Raw genomic sequence first — 18,111 nt, 5'->3', positions numbered from 1 at the left:
CTGAATGTCCTCAATTCTGATCTTATCTGCGTCTTCGCGATCAGACGCAGCTCTGCGCGTAGCTCTCCAGCTGCCCGCTGTCGTCGGCCAGGTCGAGCGCGCTGAAGCGCTCCCTGATAAAGCGCGCATAACGCACCGCGTCGGAATAGAAGCCCGCCGGGAGTCCCAGTTCTTCGCCGGTAAGCTGACAGTGCGCGGCTTCCATCGCCGACTTCACCCGTTCGTAAGGCAGCATCACTGCGCGCAGCTGATCCGCGAAGCCGTCCCAGTCATCGGCAAAGAGCTGGTTCAGGCGGTCGGCCTCGCGCTGATCGAGCGCCTTGAGCCGGGTCTGCTCGATCATCATGTTGGCGTAGTCGGCGCCGAACTTCGCGTGCAGCTCCGCCTCGGGAATGACCGTCGGGCGCATCACCGGCGGATGATCCGCGTTCAGAAGCCTGTTTTGCAGCTTGGACAGAGACAGGGTGGCCACCCCGACCTGTTCGCCGTGCGACGTGCGCGGGTGCGCCTCGCCGGCAAACATGTCGATGTAGTGCGAGATCATATGCTCGGCCATGCTGCCGCAGTGGGTCGTGCCGGTAAAAGACGTGCCCAGCCCCATGATGGCGGAGATCCGAGTAAGCATGGCCAGGGATTCGACACTGCCGGAGAGCATCTTGTCCGCGTTGGCGATCATGTCCCCCTCGTCGTAATTCAACAGGACGTAAGGCGTGTCCGAATAGGGCGTATCGAAGAGAATGTGCGACATCAGCCAGTCGACCTGAGCGGTCGTGCGGCAGATCACATCGGCGAAGGCCGCCGAGATCAGCCGCGGCGGACACTTGGCGATCACGCTGAGGTCGTAGTAGATGCCCTTCGCCCCGTGACAGGGGATCGATTTCTTGAAACCGCCGAAGGAGACCGACGCGGTCGAGGTTGAATAGGCATTCATGGGCGAGGTCGCGAAGACCGAGTAGTCGCGCCCGTCAAGATACGTCGCGTACTTGATGCTGTCGTTGACCGTGCCCGAGCCCACCGCGATCAGAACCTCGGCGCCACGGGTGTCTTCCTGGAGTTGCTTCACGCCGTCTTCCGAACAGCTGGGTTTTGCCCAGACGTACTCCGTGACGTTGCCCAGTGGCTTGAGGGCTTCGAAGACGCGCCGCCCCAAGGCCTCGCGGGTGAAGCTGTCGCTGACCACCATGATCGACTTGCCCCGGTGGCGGGCGGCGATCAGGTCGGCTTCCGCCCCATCCAGGCTGGCCGCGATCACCATGGCCTTGGGCGGGATCCCGTGCCGCTCGCCGGTTTTCGGGTTTACCCAGTCTCCGGCAACCAATTGGTCGAGAACACCGCCGTAGCTCTCGATACTCACGCCGTCTGGGCTCGACATTTCCGGTTTAACGGTCACGCAGATGTTCCTTCCTCTGCAAACTGCACCATCCGCCTGTTGATGCTTGATGTGGCTTGATAAAGATCACGATAGATGTCGAGCAGCGCGCCGTAGCGCGCGCCCTTTTCGGCATCCGGTTCGATCGCGGTCGTCTCGCCGGACATGGCCTCTGCCGCGGCGACGATGGAGGGATACCAGCCAGCCCCGTAAGCGGCCGTCATCCCCGCGCCCAGGGCCGAGGCCTCGACCGTGTCGCTGATCCGCACCTGCTTGCCCGAGGCGTCGGCCAGCATCTGACGCCAGAGCGGACTGGCGGCGCCGCCGCCGATGGCAACGTAGTGTGAGATCGGATGTCCCAGGGCGCGCTCGGTCTCCCGCGTCCGCATCACCTGATCCAGAGTGATGGCCTCCAGGATCGCGCGGTAAATCTGCGCGGCGCCGTGGCTGCCGCTGAGCCCCAGGATGACCCCGCGCGCCTCGGTGTCCCAGTGCGGATCCATCACCCCCGACCAGTAGGGCTGAATGAGCAAACCGTTGGATCCGATCGGCACCTCCAGAGCTTCCGCCTCCAGACGGCTGAAGATCTCCGGATCGCTTCGGCCGCCCGGCATGAAGCGGTCGACGAACCAGTCGACCAGAAAGGTTCCGGAGCGCAGGCAATTCTCGAAGATGTAGCCTTCACCCTGCGCCGCGATCTCCGTGCGCCAGGCCGGGCCGACACGATAGTCCGGCGACCAGACACCCGATACCACCGCCGTCCCCAGGTTGATGTAAGCGCGGTCGGGCTGGACGCAGTTGGTCCCCAGTCCCGCGCACTGGCCGTCACCGCCCGCCGCGTAAATCGGAGTCCCTGCCTTCAAGCCGGTTGCCGCGGCGGCTTCGGATGTGATGCGCCCCAATTCCGTGCCTGGTGGATGGGCTTCCGGCAACTGGGCGACATCGATCTCAAGCGCGTTCAGCAGCTCCGCAGACCAACACTTGGCCTCCATATCGAACAGGCCCATGGGATCGGCGGAGGTCCAGCCGGTCCTGTAAGGGCCGCCGGCCAGCCGTTGCACCAGATAGCTCTGCACATCGACAAAGTGCGCGGTGCGGGCATAGATCTCGGGCTCGTTTTCCCGCATCCAGACCAGACGGTAGAGGCAGGGCGTAATATCCACAGGCCGCCCGGTGATCCGGTGAATACGTTCCGCGCCAAAGCTCTCGGAGAAGCTCGCCACCTGCGCACGGGAGCGCTCGTCGAGCCAGGTGATCGCCGGATAAACCGGCTCATGGGCAGCGTCCAGAAAGGCGATGGTTTCGCGCTGGTTCGAAATGGCGAGCCCTTCGATGCGTTCCGCCCCCACCTGCGCCACGCAGTCCGTCAGGGCCGTCACGCAGCCTTCCCACCAATCCAGCGGATCCTGCTCGAAGCAATCCAGCCGCGGATTGAAGAGGGGGATCGGCGCACGCCCCTCGGCCACAGCCTCTCCCGCCGCAGTCCAGGCAATCGCCTTGGTGCTTTGTGTGGAACTGTCGAGCCCGATCACCAAGCTGTCGGAAGCCTTGGACATCCGGTTAGAATTCCTGACGTGTCGGCGTCACGACCATTTCCTGGATCAGGACGTTCTGGGGCATCTGGTAGGCGAAGAGAATCATATCGGCCACGTGATCGGCGGAGATGCCGCCGCCGATACGGACCTTGTTGTCCTTGTAGTTCTTCAGGGTGGTTTCGTCGGTGACGTGGTCCAGCACCTCGGTCTCGATAATGCCGGGCGAGATCACCACCACACGCACGTTGTGGGGCGCCAGATACCCGCGGATACTCTCGGAAATCGCATGCACGAAGAACTTCGTGCCGCAGTAAACCGTGTGATCCGGATAGACCTTGCGTCCGGCGATGGAACTCATGTTGACGATGGTGCCGTGACCGCGTTCCTTCATGCCGTTCATCACGGCGTGCAGGGCATTCATGACGCCCTTGGTGTTGATATCGATGGTCTCGTCCCACTCGAGCGGGTTCTGCTCGCCGATATCCGCCAGACGGGCGATGCCGGCATTGTTAAAGAGACAGTCCGCCGGGCCGTAGAGAGCTTCGGCCTCTTTCACCGCCGCTGTGATGGCGTCGCGGTCGCGCACGTCAGCTTTGCGGCAGAGGCAATTGTCCAAACCCAGGGCTTCCATCCGTTCCAACCGGCGAGCAAGCAGTAACAGCGGATGACCGGCTTTCGCAAAGGCCTTAGCCGTGGCTTCGCCTATGCCGGAGCTGGCCCCGGTGATGACGACGAGCGGCTTTTCCATCCAGAAATCTCCTTTATCTTCGACTCTTTACGGCGCACTGGAGGGTCGAAAGGCGGCACTACCTGCACCGCCCCAACCGTCAGATTGCCCTGCCTCAGCCGCGATCGACGATGGCATCCACCTTCTCGGCAATCGAGTCCATGGCGGCCTTCGGCGAGTCGTAATCGCCTGCCCAGAAGCGGCCCAACTCGACCGGAATGGTGTCGTTGGAAAGTTCCGCCCATTCCGGCAGATCCGGCTCGGAGCCCATGTGGTTTGCGATGGTTTCCCGCACTGCATCCAGGTGACGGGTCGTACCGCCGATGCCTTTGATGGCGTTTGCCTTGACCCGCTGGTCGTCGTAGACGCTCTCGCGGGTTGGGCCGGTGCCGCCGCCCAGTGTCGTGATGTACACCTGGGTATCGTAGGAGGTCGCCCACTGCGCGAAGAGCCAGGCAGCATCCTGGTTCTTGGAATACTTGGAAACCGCGAGGGAAGAGCCGCCCTGATGGCCGACGCCGGGGATCTCGCCAAAGCCGGTTTGCTCCGTGGTCCTGAGCGGAGCCTTCGGCGCCGGGGGAACCGCGGCTTCCATCAGGCCCGAGACCTTCGAGGCTTCCGGGTTGTCCCAGAAGGGGAAGAATTCGCCCCAGCTGAGGGTCTGCCCGACGATGCCCTGAGCCATGGACTGGCCCTGCCCGTCCCAGGTCCAGGTGGTCACACCTTCGGGCATGTTCGCGAAGAGCTTGACCCAATAGTCCATGGCCTCGAGACCGGCTTCGTCATTGCCGGTGAACTTGCCGTCGGGACCGAAGATCGAGCCACCGTGGGACCAGAGCCATGCGGTCCAATCGCATTCCAGGCTGTAGTGACCGGACTTCATCTGCCCGTTGGTGCCGTAGATTTCGGGCTGCTTGGCCTCATGGATCGCGACCGCGTTGGCCAGGTACTCGTCCATGGTGGTCGGCACCTTCAGTCCCAACTCATCATAGATGTCCTTGCGGTACATGGTGATGAAGATCGGAATATCGTACGGCACACCGACCATAGTGTCCTCGTACATGGAAATACCGTCGACCAGAGCCGGCAGGAAGTCGTCCATGTTGTAGTTGGGCATCGCGAGATCTTTGTTCGCCGCGTACTTTTCACGCGGATCGATCACGTCGCCAGAGAAGCTCGCCATCCAGCTTTGGTCGATATAATAGAGATCGTAGGTGCCCAGCCCGGACGCCACGTCCAGGGTCAGCTTTTGAAGAACCTGCTCCAGCGGCAGAACTTCGATCTCGACATTGATTCCGGTCGCCTCCTCGAAGAAGGGCTTCAGCGCCGAGTTGATGGCATTCGAAGGTGGCGTGGATTCCGTTGCCAGGCGGACGGTCTGACCGGCAAAGGGTTTGGCCACGTCTTTCAGCCAGGCCATCATCTCCGCATCGGGCTCGATCTCCGCCGCGGCGGCCGGTGAGATAAAACCGCCCCGGCTGCCGAACGGCATCATGGAACTGAGACCCAGGACACCGGCGCCCAGACCGAGTTTGCCAGCCGCGCGCAGGAAACTGCGGCGGTCCATTTTGCCCTTCACATAGCGGTCGGTGATCGATGCAAGATACAGTTTTTTATCTATCGGATTCATAGAGTTTTCCTCCCATGTCATGGCTTATGTGCCGGAAGTCTCAGAACCTTGACTTCTCTGCGCGGTGTGGTCGTTCCAAGGTGGGTTAACGCTCCGGTCATTGTTTCAGTGATCCCAGTGTGAGACCGCGCACGAGATTCTTTTGAACCAGTAGAATGAAGACGAAGGCGGGCAGCATGGCCGCCGTGCCCAGTGCCGCCATGTTGCCCCAGGCCGTCCCTGTGGAGGTCACGAAGGTCGAGGAGACCACCGGTACGGTTTTCAGGGATGTTTGCGTGAGGGTCAGGACGAAGAGAAATTCGGTCCAGCTGAAGATGAAGCAAAGCACCGCCGTCGCCGCGATTCCGCCCATGGCCATGGGCAGGACGATCTTTCGAAAGATCAGAAAACGCGAGGCGCCGTCGATAAGGGCGGCTTCGTCGATCTCGGTCGGAATATCGTCGAAGAAACTCTTCAGCAGCAGGACCGCGAGCGGCAGGTTCATCAGCGCGTGGATCAGGATGATCCCGACGTGGGTGTCGAGCAGGCCGAAGTTTTTGTAGATAAAGAACATCGGGATTGCGACGGCCACCGGGGGCATCATCCGGGTCGACAGGATCCAGAAGACGAAATGATGCTGACCCTTGATGCGCATGCGCGAGAGGGCGTAGGCCGCGAGCACCGCGATCGCAACGGCAAGTATGGTGGAGAAAAACGCCACCACGATGCTGTCGACCAGACGCGGGGTCATGTAAAAATTACCGCCGCCCGGAATCACTTCCAGGCCGTTCTCAAACCCCAAGGAAACGCCAAAGACCTCCTCGAAGGATTTCCAGCTGGGAGTAAACTGAAAGACTTTCGGGGGCAGGGAAAAGATCTCGCGTTCCACTTTGAAGGCGACGGTGATCCAGTAATAGATCGGGAAAACAAAAAGCGCGACGACGGCCCAGGCGGCAAAGGCGCGCAATACGCGTTGGGTGGGACTGAGCAGCATCGCCTACCACCTCGTCTTTGTCAGGCTGACGAAGATGTTGGCGGCGATCAGGATCACAAAGAGCGCGAAAAGACTGATGGTGGCGCCGTAGCCCCACTTGATGAAACTGAAGGTCTGTTGCCAGGCGTAGAGGCTGAGTGTGTAGGTCGAGGTGCCCGGACCGCCCGACGTCATGACATAGACATAGTCGAAGGTCCGGAAGAGATCGATGCCGCGGATCAGAACCGCGATGGCGATCACCTTGCTCATCATCGGCAGAGTCAGGCGGCGGAAGATCTGCCAGCTCGAAGCGCCGTCGATCATCGCCGATTCGAAGGGGTCGGGCGGCAGGGCGCGCAGTCCGGCAACGAAAATCAACACCATAAAGGGCGTCCATTGCCATATGTCGGCCAGCATCACGCCCATGAGGGCTGTATCGCTGCTGCCCAGAATCGAGCCTTCGGTCAGGAAACCCAGGGATTCAAGGAAATAGGTGATCACCCCGAACTGGGCGTCCTCCATCAGCAGGAACATCATGCCGGTGATCGCCGGCGGGATCACCAGCGTCAGGGTCAGAAGACCGCGCAGAATGCCGAACCCCGGGTCATCGGAATCGATCAGCAGGGCAATGACCATGCCCAGCACGAGCTGAACGGCGAGACAGATCCCGGTGTAGAGCAGGGTAACCCAGAGGGACCCCCACATGCGGCCGTCCTGGAACAGGTTCGCCCAGTTCTCGACACCGACAAAAACCAGCTCGCGTTTCCGCGGCACGAACTCATGCAGGCTCAGATAGATGTTGTAGAAAAAGGGATAGAGCGCAAAGACGACCAGGATGAGGATCAGAGGCAGCAGCCACGGCAAAGGGCGGTCGGAAATGAAAACGCGCGGTGCCCGGAGCGAAAGCGACGCCATCGTTACAACCGTGGTTCAGACAAGCATGACAGACGCCGAACACGCACGAATGAACCTCCCTGGACTCTTTTTATGCCGATCACCGCCTGCGCAACGTCTGCTCACACAGCGCCCGCTTTCACGGATCCGGCCCCTTTTGTTGACAGGAAGCGTGACATAACAAATGTTCACACGCAATAACATTTGTTACATTGACGATCTGAGGGCTTCCAGTCAGGTGCCCGAAGAGGCCTCCGGGACCGCCGTCTCCCCGCTTTAGGTCTCGCAGTTGAAGTGTTATCCCTACGCCCTCAAAGGGGGTGTGGTGTTCGAGTCGGCGAAGTGCGCCGGACGCGCCAGAAGTTGAAAAGAGCCGGTATTCCCGTGGCGAAAGCATAGACGCCACGGTAGCCGATGGTTTGGTGGGGACATGGTTTCGATCAGTAACAGTGACGTGCGCGAGAGCAGCGACCAGCAGGACTGGCCCGAGCAACTCGCGGTCCGGATTGCCTGGTGCTACTACGTACTGGGCATGACGCAGCAGGAGATCGCGGCCCGGGTCGGCGTCAACCGCACGCGCGTGATCCGGCTTCTGGCCGAGGCGCGCCGGCGGGGTGTGGTCAGTATCTCGATCAATTCGAAACTGACCGAGAACGTGGAGCTCGGCGAAGCCCTGGCCGAACGCTACAGGCTGGACCTGGCGGAGGTCACCCTGGCTTACGCAACCGACGAGGACGAGCTCTCCCGCATCGTCGGCGCGGCGGCCTGCGAACCGGTGCTGCGGCGCCTGAAAAACGGCATGACCATTGGTCTTGGCTGGGGCGTCACCCTGAAGGAATTCGCCGACGCCGTCCCGGAAACGCCCATGCGCGATGTCTCAGTGGTCGCCCTCTTGGGTTCGCTCACCCGGCGCTCGTCGATTAACGCCTTCGAAGCCACGACCCAACTGGCGGGGAAGCTGCGCGCCGAATGCCTCTACCTGCCCGGCCCCATCGTCTGCGACACGGCGGAAAGCCGCGATATCCTCTTCCAGCAACCCCTGTTGCAGGACATCTACAAGCGCGCGATGCAGTCGGAACTGGCCGTCGTCAGCATCGGCGGCCTGAACAGCGCCACCATCCGGCGGGTCGATTTCGTGAACGAGGAAGACTTCGCCTCCGTCCGCTCGGCAGGCGCGATCGGAAACTTCCTGGGCTATTACATCGGACGCGACGCCGAAGTGATCGACCACCCGGTCAATCGCCGGGTGATCGGTCTGAGGCCCCGCGAGTTCGCCAAGATCAAGCAGCGCATCATGATTTCTGGCGGCGAGAACAAGGTCACGGCCCTGCGCGCGGTCCTGGACCAGGGTCTGCTGACCGGGCTTGTCACCGATCAGAACACCGCGCGGGCGCTTTTAGATTAGTCTTTTTGTTTGAGTGCGGCACCGGCCCGCTCCCCCTCCCGGCCACCCACGGCATGATCATATGGGTGGCCGGGAGGGGGAGCGGGCCGGAACGGGTCTCAGCACATCAAACCGTACCGCCGAGCGAACCCTCCAGTTCCGCGAGTTCCTCGCCGCCGGCCATCATTTCCTGAAGCTCTTCGGGTGAGATTTCACCACGCTTGGCGGTGCCCAGGGTCTGTCCCCGGTTCAGAACCGTGAAGCGGTCGCCCACCGCCATGGCATGGCGGACATTGTGCGAGATGAAGACCACACCGATGCCCTTCTTGCGGACCTTGTCGATGGTCGCCAGGACGTTCGAGGTCTGGCGCACGCCCAGGGCGGAGGTCGGCTCGTCGAGGATGAGCACCTTGGCCCCGAAGTGGACGGCCCGGGCGATGGCGACGGTCTGCCGCTCGCCGCCGGAGAGCGTGCCCACGGCCTGATTCGGCTCGCGCAGACGGATGCCCATCTTCGCCATCTCCTCCATTGTCACCCGGTTCGCCGTCTCGAAGTCGATGAACTTGAGCGGACCCACCCGCTTCTTCGGCTCCCGGCCCATCCAGAAATTCCGCGTGACCGACATTAGCGGGATCATTGCCAGATCCTGGTAGACCGTGGCGATGCCCGCCTCGATCGCGTTACGGGTGCCGCCGAACTTGACCTCGGATCCGCCCATCAGGATCTGACCCTTGGAGGGCGCATGGACACCGGACATGGTTTTGATGAAGGTCGATTTGCCCGCGCCGTTATCTCCCAACAGGCAATGGCACTCGCCGGGATGAACCGAGAGGGAAACGCCGGCCAGGGCAATGACGGCCCCGAAGTGCTTTTCGATATCGCGGAGTTCGATCAAGGGCGTGGACATATCAGCGTTCCCCCGTGATGATTCTGCGGATATAGGTGTTGAGGATCACCGCGAGCAGCAGGATACCCCCGAGGAAGACCCGGAAGAGCGAAGATTCAACGCCCGCGAAGAAGAGCCCCTGCTGCACGACGCCGAAGATCAGCGCCCCGAGCGCCGCGCCGATCACCGAGCCGTAGCCGCCGGTCAGCAGCGCGCCGCCGATGACCACGGAAATGATCGCCTCGAATTCCTTCAGCAGACCGCGGTCGGCGGCGGCGGAGCCGAACTCCATCACCTGGCAGGTCGCGAAAACCGTGGCGCAAAAGGCGGTGAACATGAACATCAGGATCTTGACCCGATCGACCGGCACACCGGTATAGCGCGCCGCCTGGGCATCGCCGCCCGAGGCGTAAATCCAGTTGCCGAACTGGGTGCGCGTCAGCAAGACATGGGCAAAGACGATCAGGATCAACGCCCAGACAATCAGCATGGGCACGCCGTCGACAATCGGCTGTCCCGCACGGCTGCCTGCGACGAACTTTCCGATCAGGCCCAAGTCGGCCAGCCAGACGAAGAGGCCGTTGAGAATCTTCCCGCCGAACAGGGCGGCAAGCCAATCGCCCTCCGCCTTGTCGCGGATTCCCCCGATGATGGTCTTGTTGGTGGTCGCGATGGCCGCGAAGATGGTCAGGCCGCGCAGGATGTAGAGAAACGCCAGCGTCACGATGAAGGACGGCAGGCCGGTGCGGATGACCAGGTAACCGTTCAGCCAGCCGATCGCGACAGCGACGATGAAGGCGGTGATGATGGCGACCCACATGGGGAAGTCCCAGGTCACGGACATCAGCGCGATGACGATCCCGGAAAAGCCGATCATGGAACCGACTGAAAGGTCGAACTCACCGGCGATCATGAGAAGGCAGGCGCCGGCGGCGATGATCGCGAACTGCGCTGAAACGACCCCCCAGTTCAGCACGCCCTCGGCGGAAAACATGCCCGAATCCCGGGCGACCAGAAGAAAGAAAACAAAAACCAGGATCGTGCCGCAGATCGAACCCAGCTCGGGGCGGATCATGGCCTTGCGGAAACCTGAAATCTCCTTGACCCGCTCGTCTTTTTCCGGCGCGCCGGATCGTGGAGCAGGTGACGGGTCTGGTTCTGCCTTTGTCGCAGTCATATCTTCCTCCCCACCGACAAGCCGATTTTTCTTATGATTTGCTTACGGCTGTCCGTTGGTCGCTGACCGGACGGCCAGGCAACGGGTCGGCAGACTCTTGGCGTTGATGAAAGTACAGACGGATAAAAAGTTGAAAAGCGCCCCGGGCAAAAAATGGCTGCCCGGGGATTTTCGCTTCAGAGCGCGCAGCCCGGGTTAGCGGTACTCGCCCGCATACTTTTCAACCTTCTCCAGGGCTTCCTTGGTGACAAAGCCCGGGCCCGAGTTGATGTTGTTACCCGGCAGCACGCCAAAGCGCTGATAGTTGGCAAGAATGATCACGGGCATGTAGGCCTGAAGGAAAGGCTGCTGGTCGATCCCCCATTTGATCGTGCCGTCCTTGATGCCTTTGACGATCTCGGTGCCCAGATCGAAGGTGCCGAAGTAGAGGCTGCCGGCCATGCCGTTTTCCTTCAGCGCCTCGATGGTCGGACCCGCCGATGTCGGGCCGAGGGTCAGGACCGCCTCGGTCGAAGGGTTGGCGGAGAGATAGGCCTTCACCTTGTTCTTGATTTCCGCCGGGTCCTGGCCGGAATCGATCATCGACTTGCCGAGATCAACACCTAGCCCATCGGCGAAACCGCGGCAACGTTCACCCACCACCGGATTGGAGACGACATGGTTCACGCAGAGGAAGGAACCAACGCCGTCACGCTTGGCGCGCATGCCGGCGGCAAGGCCCGCGTCGTATTCGGGTTGGCCGATATACATCAGCGCGCCCACCTCGGCGGCCTGCTCCGGTGTGCCGGAATTGATGATGATGACCGGGATGCCTTTCGCGACCGCATCCTCGATCGGGCCGCGCAGGACGTCAGGGTCGGCCAGCGTGGTGATGATGCCGTCGGGATTGGACGCGGCGGCCTGGGAAATGATCCGCGCCATGTCGCCGATGTCGCCTGTCGGCGGATTGCGGTACTCCACTTCGGCCCCGACCTGCTCGCCGGCGAGCGCCATGGCGTTTTTAATGGTATTCCACCAGGAGTCGGAATCCGGCGCATGACTTACCAGAATGAATTTCTCGCCTTCGGCCGACGCAGTGGAAATATTTGCTCCTACGAAGGCTGCGGCGGCGGCCACAGCACAGAGTAGTTTTTTCATTTGTTTTTCCTCCCGTAATTCAGGGCCAACGGCAAGCGCTGACAACCCACAGTTTCCATAAACCACAGATCGTTGTTTTTTGCAACCGGTTGCAAAATTTTCCACAAGAGGTCATCATTTCCTTGGCCGGACGCGTTTCACTCAGCTAAACCTGAGCCGGAGCGCGCCCCACTCACGCGGCGTCGGTGCAGAATAGCGAATGGCAGTCACACTCAAAGAAGTCGCGGAGCGCGCCGGCGTTTCCCGCTCGGCGGTCTCCCGGACCTTTACCCAGGGCGCCAGCGTCTCGGCCAAAACCCGCAAAAAGGTGGAGAAGGCGGCGCGCGACCTCGGCTATTCGCCCAGCCTGATCGCGCGCAGCCTGGCGACCAACCGCACCAAGCTGATCGGGCTGATCGCCAACAATTTTCAGAACCCGGTCTTTCTGGAGGTCTTCGATCTCTATACCCGCGCGCTGCAGGAGCGCAATCTGCGCCCGCTGCTGGTCAATCTGACCGATCAGACCGACCCTTCGGCCTCGGTTCAGCTTCTCAAACAGTACAGTGTCGACGGCGTGATCGTCGCCTCCTCGACCCTGCCGCCCCTCTTCGCCCATGCCTTCAAGGAGGCGCAGGTTCCGGTTGTCCATGCCTTCGGACGTTTCGCCTCGACACCGGACATCCATATTGTCGGCATCGACAACGAGCATTGCGGCGCGCTGGCGGCGGAAACCCTGCAGAAACACCGCTACAAACGCGTCGCCTTCCTCGGCGGTCCGCAGAGCGCGACCTCCGCCCAGGACCGGGCGGCCGGCTTTACCCGGCGCGCAAAAGAAATCGGGCTTGAAATCGTTTCCAGTCTCTACGCCGATGCCTACGCATACAATTCCGGCCAGCAGGCGATGCGCGAACTCCTGAATGACCGCAGATTCGAAGCGGTCTTCTGCGGCGACGATCTGATCTGCATGGGGGCCATGGATGCCGCCCGGGATGCAGGTTTGTCGATCCCTCAGGATGTCGGCTTTATCGGCTTCAACGATATGAACATGGCGGCCTGGCAGGCCTACAGCCTGACCACGATCCGCCAGCCGACCAGCGAGATCATCCTGAGCTCGGTGGATTTGGTGGTCTCCATGCTCGACACCCCGGAAAGAGCGCCGGAAGTGCGCCTCTTCCCCTGCTCAGTCGTGGAGCGCGGCACCCTGAAACCAATCGAGGGCTAACCAGTCACCGCCGCGAAGGCGGCCGCACTTCGGTCCAGCGGCTGCCGTTGCCCGCGGACTCCACAGCCGCATAGACCGCCGCCATGGAATTCAGCCCGTCAATGGCGCGCGGAGTGTGCGTGGCGGCGGGATCGGGTGCCCGGCCTTCTTTGCGCGCGGTGATCACCTCGGCGAGATCCGCGTAGATGTTGGCGAAGGCCAGAGGCATCCCCTCCGCATGACCGATGGTCACCCGTGAGGCACGGTCCGCCTCCGGCGAAAGCCCCGGCCCGCCACGCTCAAGCGTGCGGGTGGTCTCGTTCAGAGGCGTCCAGTAAAGCTGGTTCGGCCATTCCTGTGCCCAGCGTAGACCACCTTTTTCGCCGAAGACCTGGATATTCAGTCCGTGCATCCGGCCCACGGCGACGGCGCTGGTCCAGAGCCTGCCAACCGCGCCGCCGGTCATGCGGAAAGAGACCATGCCGTCGTCTTCCAGAGTGCGGCGCTCGATGCAAGAGGCGAAATCGGCGGAGAGGCTCGTCACCTCCTGCCCGGTGACGAAACAGGCCATGTGCAGCGCGTGAATCCCGCAATCGGCCATGACGGCGGAGACACCGGCCTGGGCCGGATCGTAGCGCCAGCGGACACGCGGGTTATCCGCGTCGGCGGCATCCGCGTGGAAGCCGTGGGCGAACTCCGCTTTGACCAGACGCACCTGCCCGAGGTCACCCCGCGCCACCATGGCCCGCATGTGACGGACCAGAGGATAGCCGCTGTAGCCGTAGTTCACCGCGCAGATCCGCCCGGACTTTTCCGCCAGCGCCACAATCTCCTCGCCCTCCTCCACGGTCATGGTCATGGGCTTTTCGCAGAGCACGTCAAAGCCTTGTTCCAGAAAGGCCCTGGTGATTTCGAAGTGCGTCGAATTAGGCGTCGCGACGGTAACCAGATCGATCCGGTCCTCCCGCGCGGATTCTCCGGCCAGCATCTCCCGCCAGTCGCCGTAAGCGCGATCGGGGGCAATCTCCAGGCGCCGGGCGTAGGCGCGGCCCTTTTTCGCATCGGCGTCCAGCGCGCCGGCAGTCAACTCGAAGAGGCCATCCAGGCCCGCGCCGAGACGGTGCGCCGGGCCGATCTGGCTGCCCTCGCCGCCGCCGATCATGCCCCACTTCAGCTTGGTCATAAGTCCGTTCCCGCTATAGCTCAGGCTCAGGCGAAGCCAATGGATTCAAGATACTCGCGGTTTGCGCGGGCGTCAGCCAATGCGGTGTCACGGATCTCCGGATCGCAGTCCTGCTCGACCGTGCACCAGCCGGTAAAGCTGACATCGTTCAAGTACTTATGCACCGCCGGGAAATCCGTCTCGCCCTTGCCCAGGGTGCAGAAGATGCCCTGTCCGCAGGCCTTATAGAAATCCGTCCGCTTGGCGATGACGTCCGTCTTCACCTGCGGATCGATGTCCTTGAAGTGCATATAGGAGATGCGGTCCATGTGGCGCTGCATGAAAGCAAGGGGATCGAAGCCTGCGTAGCGCGCGTGGCCGGTATCCAGGCAGATCTTCAGCAGGTCTTCGTGGACCTCGGATAGCAGGCGTTCGACTTCGGGTTCGAAATCCATGAAGCCCGCAGCATGGGGATGGATCGCCACGGTCAGGCCGTAGTCCTCGCTGCCGATCCTGGCGATCCGGCGGATCCGCTCAACGTAGCCCTTCCATTCGTCGGCACTCATCTGCTCGGCTTCGTCGGGCCGGCCCGCCGTAGGCGCCCGGCGCGGTGAGATGGAATCGATCAATACCAGATGCTCAGCCCCGTGCGCCTTCAAGGCGGCGCAGGTGCGGGTCGCACCGTCCAGAACTTCTTCCCACTTCTCGGGGTCGTGGAAGGGCCGGAAGACAACGCCACCGATCAGCTCAAGCTCCCGTTCAGCCAGGGCCTCGCCAAGCTCCTGCGGATCCTCGGGCATGAAGCCGATCGGCCCCAGTTCGATGCCTTTGTAGCCCGCCGCCTTGCACTCATCCAGAACCCGGGTCCAGCTTGGATTGCGTGGATCGCCCGCGAACTCAACACCCCAGGAGCAGGGTGCATTTCCAATTCTGATCGACATCGTCTTCCTGTTTTCTTTGAGTTTCTTGTAATGGACCGCTGTTCAAATGGAGTTCAGCGAGACCCATCTTCGTTCTTCCTGCGAAGCCCAGGCCGCCGCGATCACCCGATTGACCTCCATCCCGTCCCGGAAAGTGGGCCAAACGGCATCACCGGTCTCGATCGCCCGCAGGAAATCCCGCGCCTCGATGATAATCTGATCCTGATACCCGGTTCCGTGGCCCGGTCCCAGGCAAAAATGGACGTAATCCGGATGCTCGGCACCGGTCAGGATCTTGGTGTAGCCCTGCCGGTCACCCGCCGCATCGCCCTTGTAAAGCCAGAGGGCGTTCTGGTCTTCCTGATCGAAGCGCAGCGCGCCCTTCGTGCCGAAGACCTCATAGGCGTAGCCCATCTTGCGGCCGGTCGCGATCCGGCTGAAGTAGAGCATACCCATGGCCCCGTTCTCGAAGCGGCAGAGGAACTGGCCATGGTCGTCGTTGGTAACCGTCTCCGGCGAACCGCCGGAATCGGGGCGCGATCCGTGCACGGTCTCGATATCCGCCATCAGGCTTTCGATCGGCCCCATCAGCGCCAGGGCGCCATTGATCATGTGCGGCGCCAGATCCCCCATGGTGCCGTTGGCGCGTCCCTGGGTGCGCCAGCTGGCCGGCGCTTCAGGGTCGGACAGAAAGTCTTCGGTATGCTCGCCGCGAAAGTAGGTGACCTCGCCGACTTCACCCGAGGCAATGATTTGCCGCGCCAGCTGGGACGCAGGCGTGCGGATGTAGTTGAAACCGGTCATGTTGGCACAGCCGCTGCGCTCGGCCGCCGCCACCATCACCCGGCTGTCCTCCAGCCCGGCCCCCAGAGGTTTTTCGCAAAAGACCGGCTTGCCGCGTTCGAAGGCCGCCAGAGCGATGTCCCGATGGAAGGCCTGCGGCGACGCGATGACGATCGCCTCTACTACGGGATCCTCGACGAGAGTCCGCCAAGCGGCGGTCGAGCGCTTGAAGCCCAGTGCCCGCGCCTTCTCTTTCGCGCCTTCTTCCGTGGTTGTGCAGATCATTTCGCACACCGGCCGCAACGCCGTATCGAAAACCGCGCCGACCGCCTGCAGGGCCACGGCATGCGCCTTGCCCATATAGCCGCCACCGACGATGCCGATACCCAAATTCCGCATGATCGTTCCCGAAGAAGAGATTCTTTTTTGCAACCGGTTGCAAAAACAACTAAGCTCGTTTTAGCGTAAAGCGTCAAGCATCATTTCGACTTCGGGAGAACTCAATGTCCGGCAGGGGAAAAACCGTCCGGCTTACCATGGCCCAGGCGCTGGTCCGGCACCTTGCGAACCAGTTCATCATGATCGACGGGGAGAAAACCCGGCTCTGCGGCGGCGGTTTTGCAATCTTCGGTCATGGCAACGTCACCTGCCTGGGCGAGGCCCTTTACAACCATCGCACGGAACTGCCGCTCTGGCGCGGGCAGAACGAACAGTCCATGGCCATGGCCGCCATCGCCTACGCCAAGCAGAAACTCCGGCAGCGTTTCATGTTCACCACCGCGTCCGCAGGCCCCGGCACGACCAACATGCTGACCGCGGCGGGCATCGCCCACACCAACCGCCTGCCGCTGCTGATGCTGGCGGGCGATGCCTTCCAGACCCGCCTGCCCGACCCGGTGCTGCAACAGGTCGAACACTTCGGCGATCCGAGTCTCTCGGTCAATGACGCCTTCAAGTCCGTCTCCCGCTACTGGGACCGCATCACCCATCCGGCGCAGATCATTCAGTCCCTGCCCGCCGCCATCAACACCATGCTGGATCCCGCGGACTGCGGCCCGGCTTTCCTGGGTTTGCCGCAGGACACCCAGGGCTGGGCCTACGACTATCCGCTCGCCTTCTTCGAGGAGCGCGTGCACCGTATCCGGCGGCAGACTCCGGATCAGGAGGAAATCGCCGCGGCCGCCGAAATGCTAACCGCCGCCGAACGCCCGGTCATCATCGCGGGCGGCGGCGTGCAATACAGCAAGGCCACCACCGAGCTGGCCACCTTCGCCGAGAAGCACAACATCCCGGTGGTCGAGACCATCGCCGGGCGTGCCAACCTGCTGTTCGAGCATCCGCTCAACTGCGGCCCGGTCGGCGTGACGGGCTCGAACTCCGCCAATCAGCTCGCGGAAAAGGCCGACGTCATCCTGGCGGTCGGCACGCGGCTGCAGGATTTCACCACCGGCTCCTGGACCGCCTTCGATCAGGAGGCCCGGATCATCGGCCTCAATGTCGGGCGCCACGACGCCAGCAAGCACCTCTCCCTGCCGGTGGTCGGCGATGCCAAGCTCTCGCTGCGCCTGCTGTCTGCGGCGCTCGGCGATCACGCCGCGTCCTCAAGCTGGAGCGGCTTCGCGGCGGACGAGCGTGCGGCCTGGAACCACTATGTCGATGAGAACATCCGGCCCGGCAACCGCCCCATGTCCTACGCCCAGGTCATCGGCGTGGTGAACGAACTCTGCGACCCGCGCGACCGGGTGGTTGCCGCCGCCGGAGGCCTGCCCGCCGAGGTGACAGCGAACTGGCGCACAAAGTCGCTGGGAACGGTCGATGTGGAATTCGGCTTTTCCTGCATGGGCTACGAGATTTCGGGCGGCTGGGGTGCACGCATCGCGCAACAGGAAGACGAGCCGGAGCGCGAGACCATCATTTTCACCGGTGACGGTTCCTACCTGATGCTGAATTCGGACATCTATTCCTCGGTATTGTCGGGCAAGAAGCTGATTGTCGTTGTCTGCGACAACGGCGGTTTCGCGGTGATCAACAAGCTGCAGAACAACACCGGCAACGTCTCCTTCAACAACCTGATCAAGGATTGCAATCTGGCGGTTGAGCCCTTCGCGGTCGATTTCGAAGCCCACGCCAGGGCCATGGGCGCGAATGCGGAAACGGTTGAGTCCATTGCTGCGCTCAAGGAGGCTTTCGAGCGGGCCAAGACCTCGGACCGCACCTACGTGATCTCCCTGAAAGTCGATGCCTTCGAAGGCTGGACCCAGGAGGGGCACACCTGGTGGGAGACCGGCATTCCGGCGGTGACCGACAGAAAAGAAATCGATGCCGCACGCAAGGACTCCGAAGAAAGCCGCCGCAAGCAGAGGCAAGGCGTCTAA

15 protein-coding genes are annotated in these 18,111 nt (G+C 62.2%); 3 read left to right on the top strand and 12 right to left on the bottom strand.

Annotated elements, in window-relative coordinates:
* Positions 1-40: 40 nt before the first annotated feature.
* From FKG95_RS27990 to FKG95_RS27965, 6 genes are all read right to left on the bottom strand, one after another.
* Positions 41-1,390, bottom strand: a complete 1,350-nt coding sequence (locus FKG95_RS27990; RefSeq protein ID WP_142899773.1) for an iron-containing alcohol dehydrogenase — start codon at positions 1,388-1,390, stop codon at positions 41-43.
* Positions 1,387-2,925, bottom strand: a complete 1,539-nt coding sequence (locus FKG95_RS27985; protein WP_142899772.1) for a xylulokinase — start codon at positions 2,923-2,925, stop codon at positions 1,387-1,389. Before FKG95_RS27985 ends, FKG95_RS27990 begins: the two co-directional genes overlap by 4 nt.
* A 4-nt stretch (positions 2,926-2,929) precedes the next feature.
* Positions 2,930-3,652 (bottom strand): SDR family oxidoreductase, encoded by a 723-nt coding sequence (locus FKG95_RS27980; RefSeq protein ID WP_142899771.1) that lies wholly within the window; start codon positions 3,650-3,652, stop codon positions 2,930-2,932.
* Positions 3,653-3,746: 94 nt separating this feature from the next.
* Positions 3,747-5,261 (bottom strand): ABC transporter substrate-binding protein, encoded by a 1,515-nt coding sequence (locus tag FKG95_RS27975; protein ID WP_142899770.1) that lies wholly within the window; start codon positions 5,259-5,261, stop codon positions 3,747-3,749.
* 97 nt (positions 5,262-5,358) lie between these two features.
* On the bottom strand, positions 5,359-6,234 hold the full coding sequence (locus FKG95_RS27970; protein WP_142899769.1) for a carbohydrate ABC transporter permease: 876 nt from the start codon (positions 6,232-6,234) through the stop codon (positions 5,359-5,361).
* A 3-nt stretch (positions 6,235-6,237) separates the two neighbouring features.
* Positions 6,238-7,128 (bottom strand): carbohydrate ABC transporter permease, encoded by an 891-nt coding sequence (locus tag FKG95_RS27965; protein ID WP_142899768.1) that lies wholly within the window; start codon positions 7,126-7,128, stop codon positions 6,238-6,240.
* A gap of 409 nt (positions 7,129-7,537) precedes the next feature.
* Between FKG95_RS27965 and FKG95_RS27960 the strand changes: the two genes are divergently transcribed.
* The gene (locus FKG95_RS27960) at positions 7,538-8,512 is read left to right on the top strand and encodes a sugar-binding transcriptional regulator (protein ID WP_142899767.1); all 975 of its coding nucleotides are present in this window, start codon (positions 7,538-7,540) and stop codon (positions 8,510-8,512) included.
* Between the two features lie 106 nt (positions 8,513-8,618).
* On the opposite strand, the gene FKG95_RS27955 is transcribed toward FKG95_RS27960, so the two are convergent.
* The 3 genes from FKG95_RS27955 to FKG95_RS27945 all read right to left on the bottom strand — a co-directional run bounded on the left by FKG95_RS27955 (position 8,619) and on the right by FKG95_RS27945 (position 11,691).
* Entirely contained in the window at positions 8,619-9,398 is a 780-nt protein-coding gene (locus tag FKG95_RS27955; RefSeq protein WP_142899766.1) for an ATP-binding cassette domain-containing protein, read from the bottom strand.
* 1 nt (position 9,399) lies between these two features.
* The gene (locus tag FKG95_RS27950; RefSeq protein WP_142899765.1) at positions 9,400-10,554 is read right to left on the bottom strand and encodes an ABC transporter permease; all 1,155 of its coding nucleotides are present in this window, start codon (positions 10,552-10,554) and stop codon (positions 9,400-9,402) included.
* A 195-nt stretch (positions 10,555-10,749) separates the two neighbouring features.
* Positions 10,750-11,691: a sugar ABC transporter substrate-binding protein gene (locus tag FKG95_RS27945; RefSeq protein WP_142899764.1), complete on the bottom strand. Its 942-nt coding sequence runs from the start codon at positions 11,689-11,691 to the stop codon at positions 10,750-10,752.
* Positions 11,692-11,890: 199 nt separating this feature from the next.
* Between FKG95_RS27945 and FKG95_RS27940 the strand changes: the two genes are divergently transcribed.
* Complete coding sequence (locus FKG95_RS27940; RefSeq protein ID WP_142899763.1) at positions 11,891-12,892, top strand: LacI family DNA-binding transcriptional regulator; 1,002 nt, start codon at positions 11,891-11,893, stop codon at positions 12,890-12,892.
* A gap of 4 nt (positions 12,893-12,896) precedes the next feature.
* On the opposite strand, the gene FKG95_RS27935 is transcribed toward FKG95_RS27940, so the two are convergent.
* Genes FKG95_RS27935 through FKG95_RS27925 form a run of 3 tightly spaced genes read right to left on the bottom strand, consistent with a single transcriptional unit; the run spans position 12,897 to position 16,135 of the window.
* Positions 12,897-14,054: a Gfo/Idh/MocA family protein gene (locus tag FKG95_RS27935; protein ID WP_142899762.1), complete on the bottom strand. Its 1,158-nt coding sequence runs from the start codon at positions 14,052-14,054 to the stop codon at positions 12,897-12,899.
* A gap of 26 nt (positions 14,055-14,080) precedes the next feature.
* The gene (locus tag FKG95_RS27930; protein ID WP_142899761.1) at positions 14,081-14,974 is read right to left on the bottom strand and encodes a sugar phosphate isomerase/epimerase family protein; all 894 of its coding nucleotides are present in this window, start codon (positions 14,972-14,974) and stop codon (positions 14,081-14,083) included.
* A gap of 42 nt (positions 14,975-15,016) precedes the next feature.
* Positions 15,017-16,135 (bottom strand): Gfo/Idh/MocA family protein, encoded by a 1,119-nt coding sequence (locus FKG95_RS27925; protein WP_142899760.1) that lies wholly within the window; start codon positions 16,133-16,135, stop codon positions 15,017-15,019.
* A 104-nt stretch (positions 16,136-16,239) separates the two neighbouring features.
* Here FKG95_RS27925 and iolD point away from each other — a divergent pair, with 104 nt between their 5' ends.
* The gene (gene iolD, locus FKG95_RS27920; protein WP_142899759.1) at positions 16,240-18,111 is read left to right on the top strand and encodes a 3D-(3,5/4)-trihydroxycyclohexane-1,2-dione acylhydrolase (decyclizing); all 1,872 of its coding nucleotides are present in this window, start codon (positions 16,240-16,242) and stop codon (positions 18,109-18,111) included.

This window comes from Denitrobaculum tricleocarpae (assembly GCF_007004665.1).
In the GTDB taxonomy this organism is placed as follows: Bacteria; Pseudomonadota; Alphaproteobacteria; order Kiloniellales; family Kiloniellaceae; genus Denitrobaculum; species Denitrobaculum tricleocarpae.
Note: the sequence above shows the minus strand (reverse complement) of the source record. Positions and strands in the feature narration are given on the sequence as shown.

Excerpts from the sequence above, each read along its gene's own strand:
- FKG95_RS27980 (WP_142899771.1), bottom strand. The coding sequence starts at position 3,652 with ATGGAAAAGCCGCTCGTCGTCATCACCGGGGCCAGCTCCGGCATAGGC.
- FKG95_RS27935 (WP_142899762.1), bottom strand. The coding sequence starts at position 14,054 with ATGACCAAGCTGAAGTGGGGCATGATCGGCGGCGGCGAGGGCAGCCAG.
- FKG95_RS27965 (WP_142899768.1), bottom strand. The coding sequence starts at position 7,128 with ATGGCGTCGCTTTCGCTCCGGGCACCGCGCGTTTTCATTTCCGACCGC.
- FKG95_RS27950 (WP_142899765.1), bottom strand. The coding sequence starts at position 10,554 with ATGACTGCGACAAAGGCAGAACCAGACCCGTCACCTGCTCCACGATCC.
- FKG95_RS27925 (WP_142899760.1), bottom strand. The coding sequence starts at position 16,135 with ATGCGGAATTTGGGTATCGGCATCGTCGGTGGCGGCTATATGGGCAAG.
- iolD (WP_142899759.1), top strand. The coding sequence starts at position 16,240 with ATGTCCGGCAGGGGAAAAACCGTCCGGCTTACCATGGCCCAGGCGCTG.
- FKG95_RS27955 (WP_142899766.1), bottom strand. The coding sequence starts at position 9,398 with ATGTCCACGCCCTTGATCGAACTCCGCGATATCGAAAAGCACTTCGGG.
- FKG95_RS27975 (WP_142899770.1), bottom strand. The coding sequence starts at position 5,261 with ATGAATCCGATAGATAAAAAACTGTATCTTGCATCGATCACCGACCGC.
- FKG95_RS27985 (WP_142899772.1), bottom strand. The coding sequence starts at position 2,925 with ATGTCCAAGGCTTCCGACAGCTTGGTGATCGGGCTCGACAGTTCCACA.
- FKG95_RS27930 (WP_142899761.1), bottom strand. The coding sequence starts at position 14,974 with ATGTCGATCAGAATTGGAAATGCACCCTGCTCCTGGGGTGTTGAGTTC.
- FKG95_RS27945 (WP_142899764.1), bottom strand. The coding sequence starts at position 11,691 with ATGAAAAAACTACTCTGTGCTGTGGCCGCCGCCGCAGCCTTCGTAGGA.
- FKG95_RS27970 (WP_142899769.1), bottom strand. The coding sequence starts at position 6,234 with ATGCTGCTCAGTCCCACCCAACGCGTATTGCGCGCCTTTGCCGCCTGG.
- FKG95_RS27960 (WP_142899767.1), top strand. The coding sequence starts at position 7,538 with ATGGTTTCGATCAGTAACAGTGACGTGCGCGAGAGCAGCGACCAGCAG.
- FKG95_RS27940 (WP_142899763.1), top strand. The coding sequence starts at position 11,891 with ATGGCAGTCACACTCAAAGAAGTCGCGGAGCGCGCCGGCGTTTCCCGC.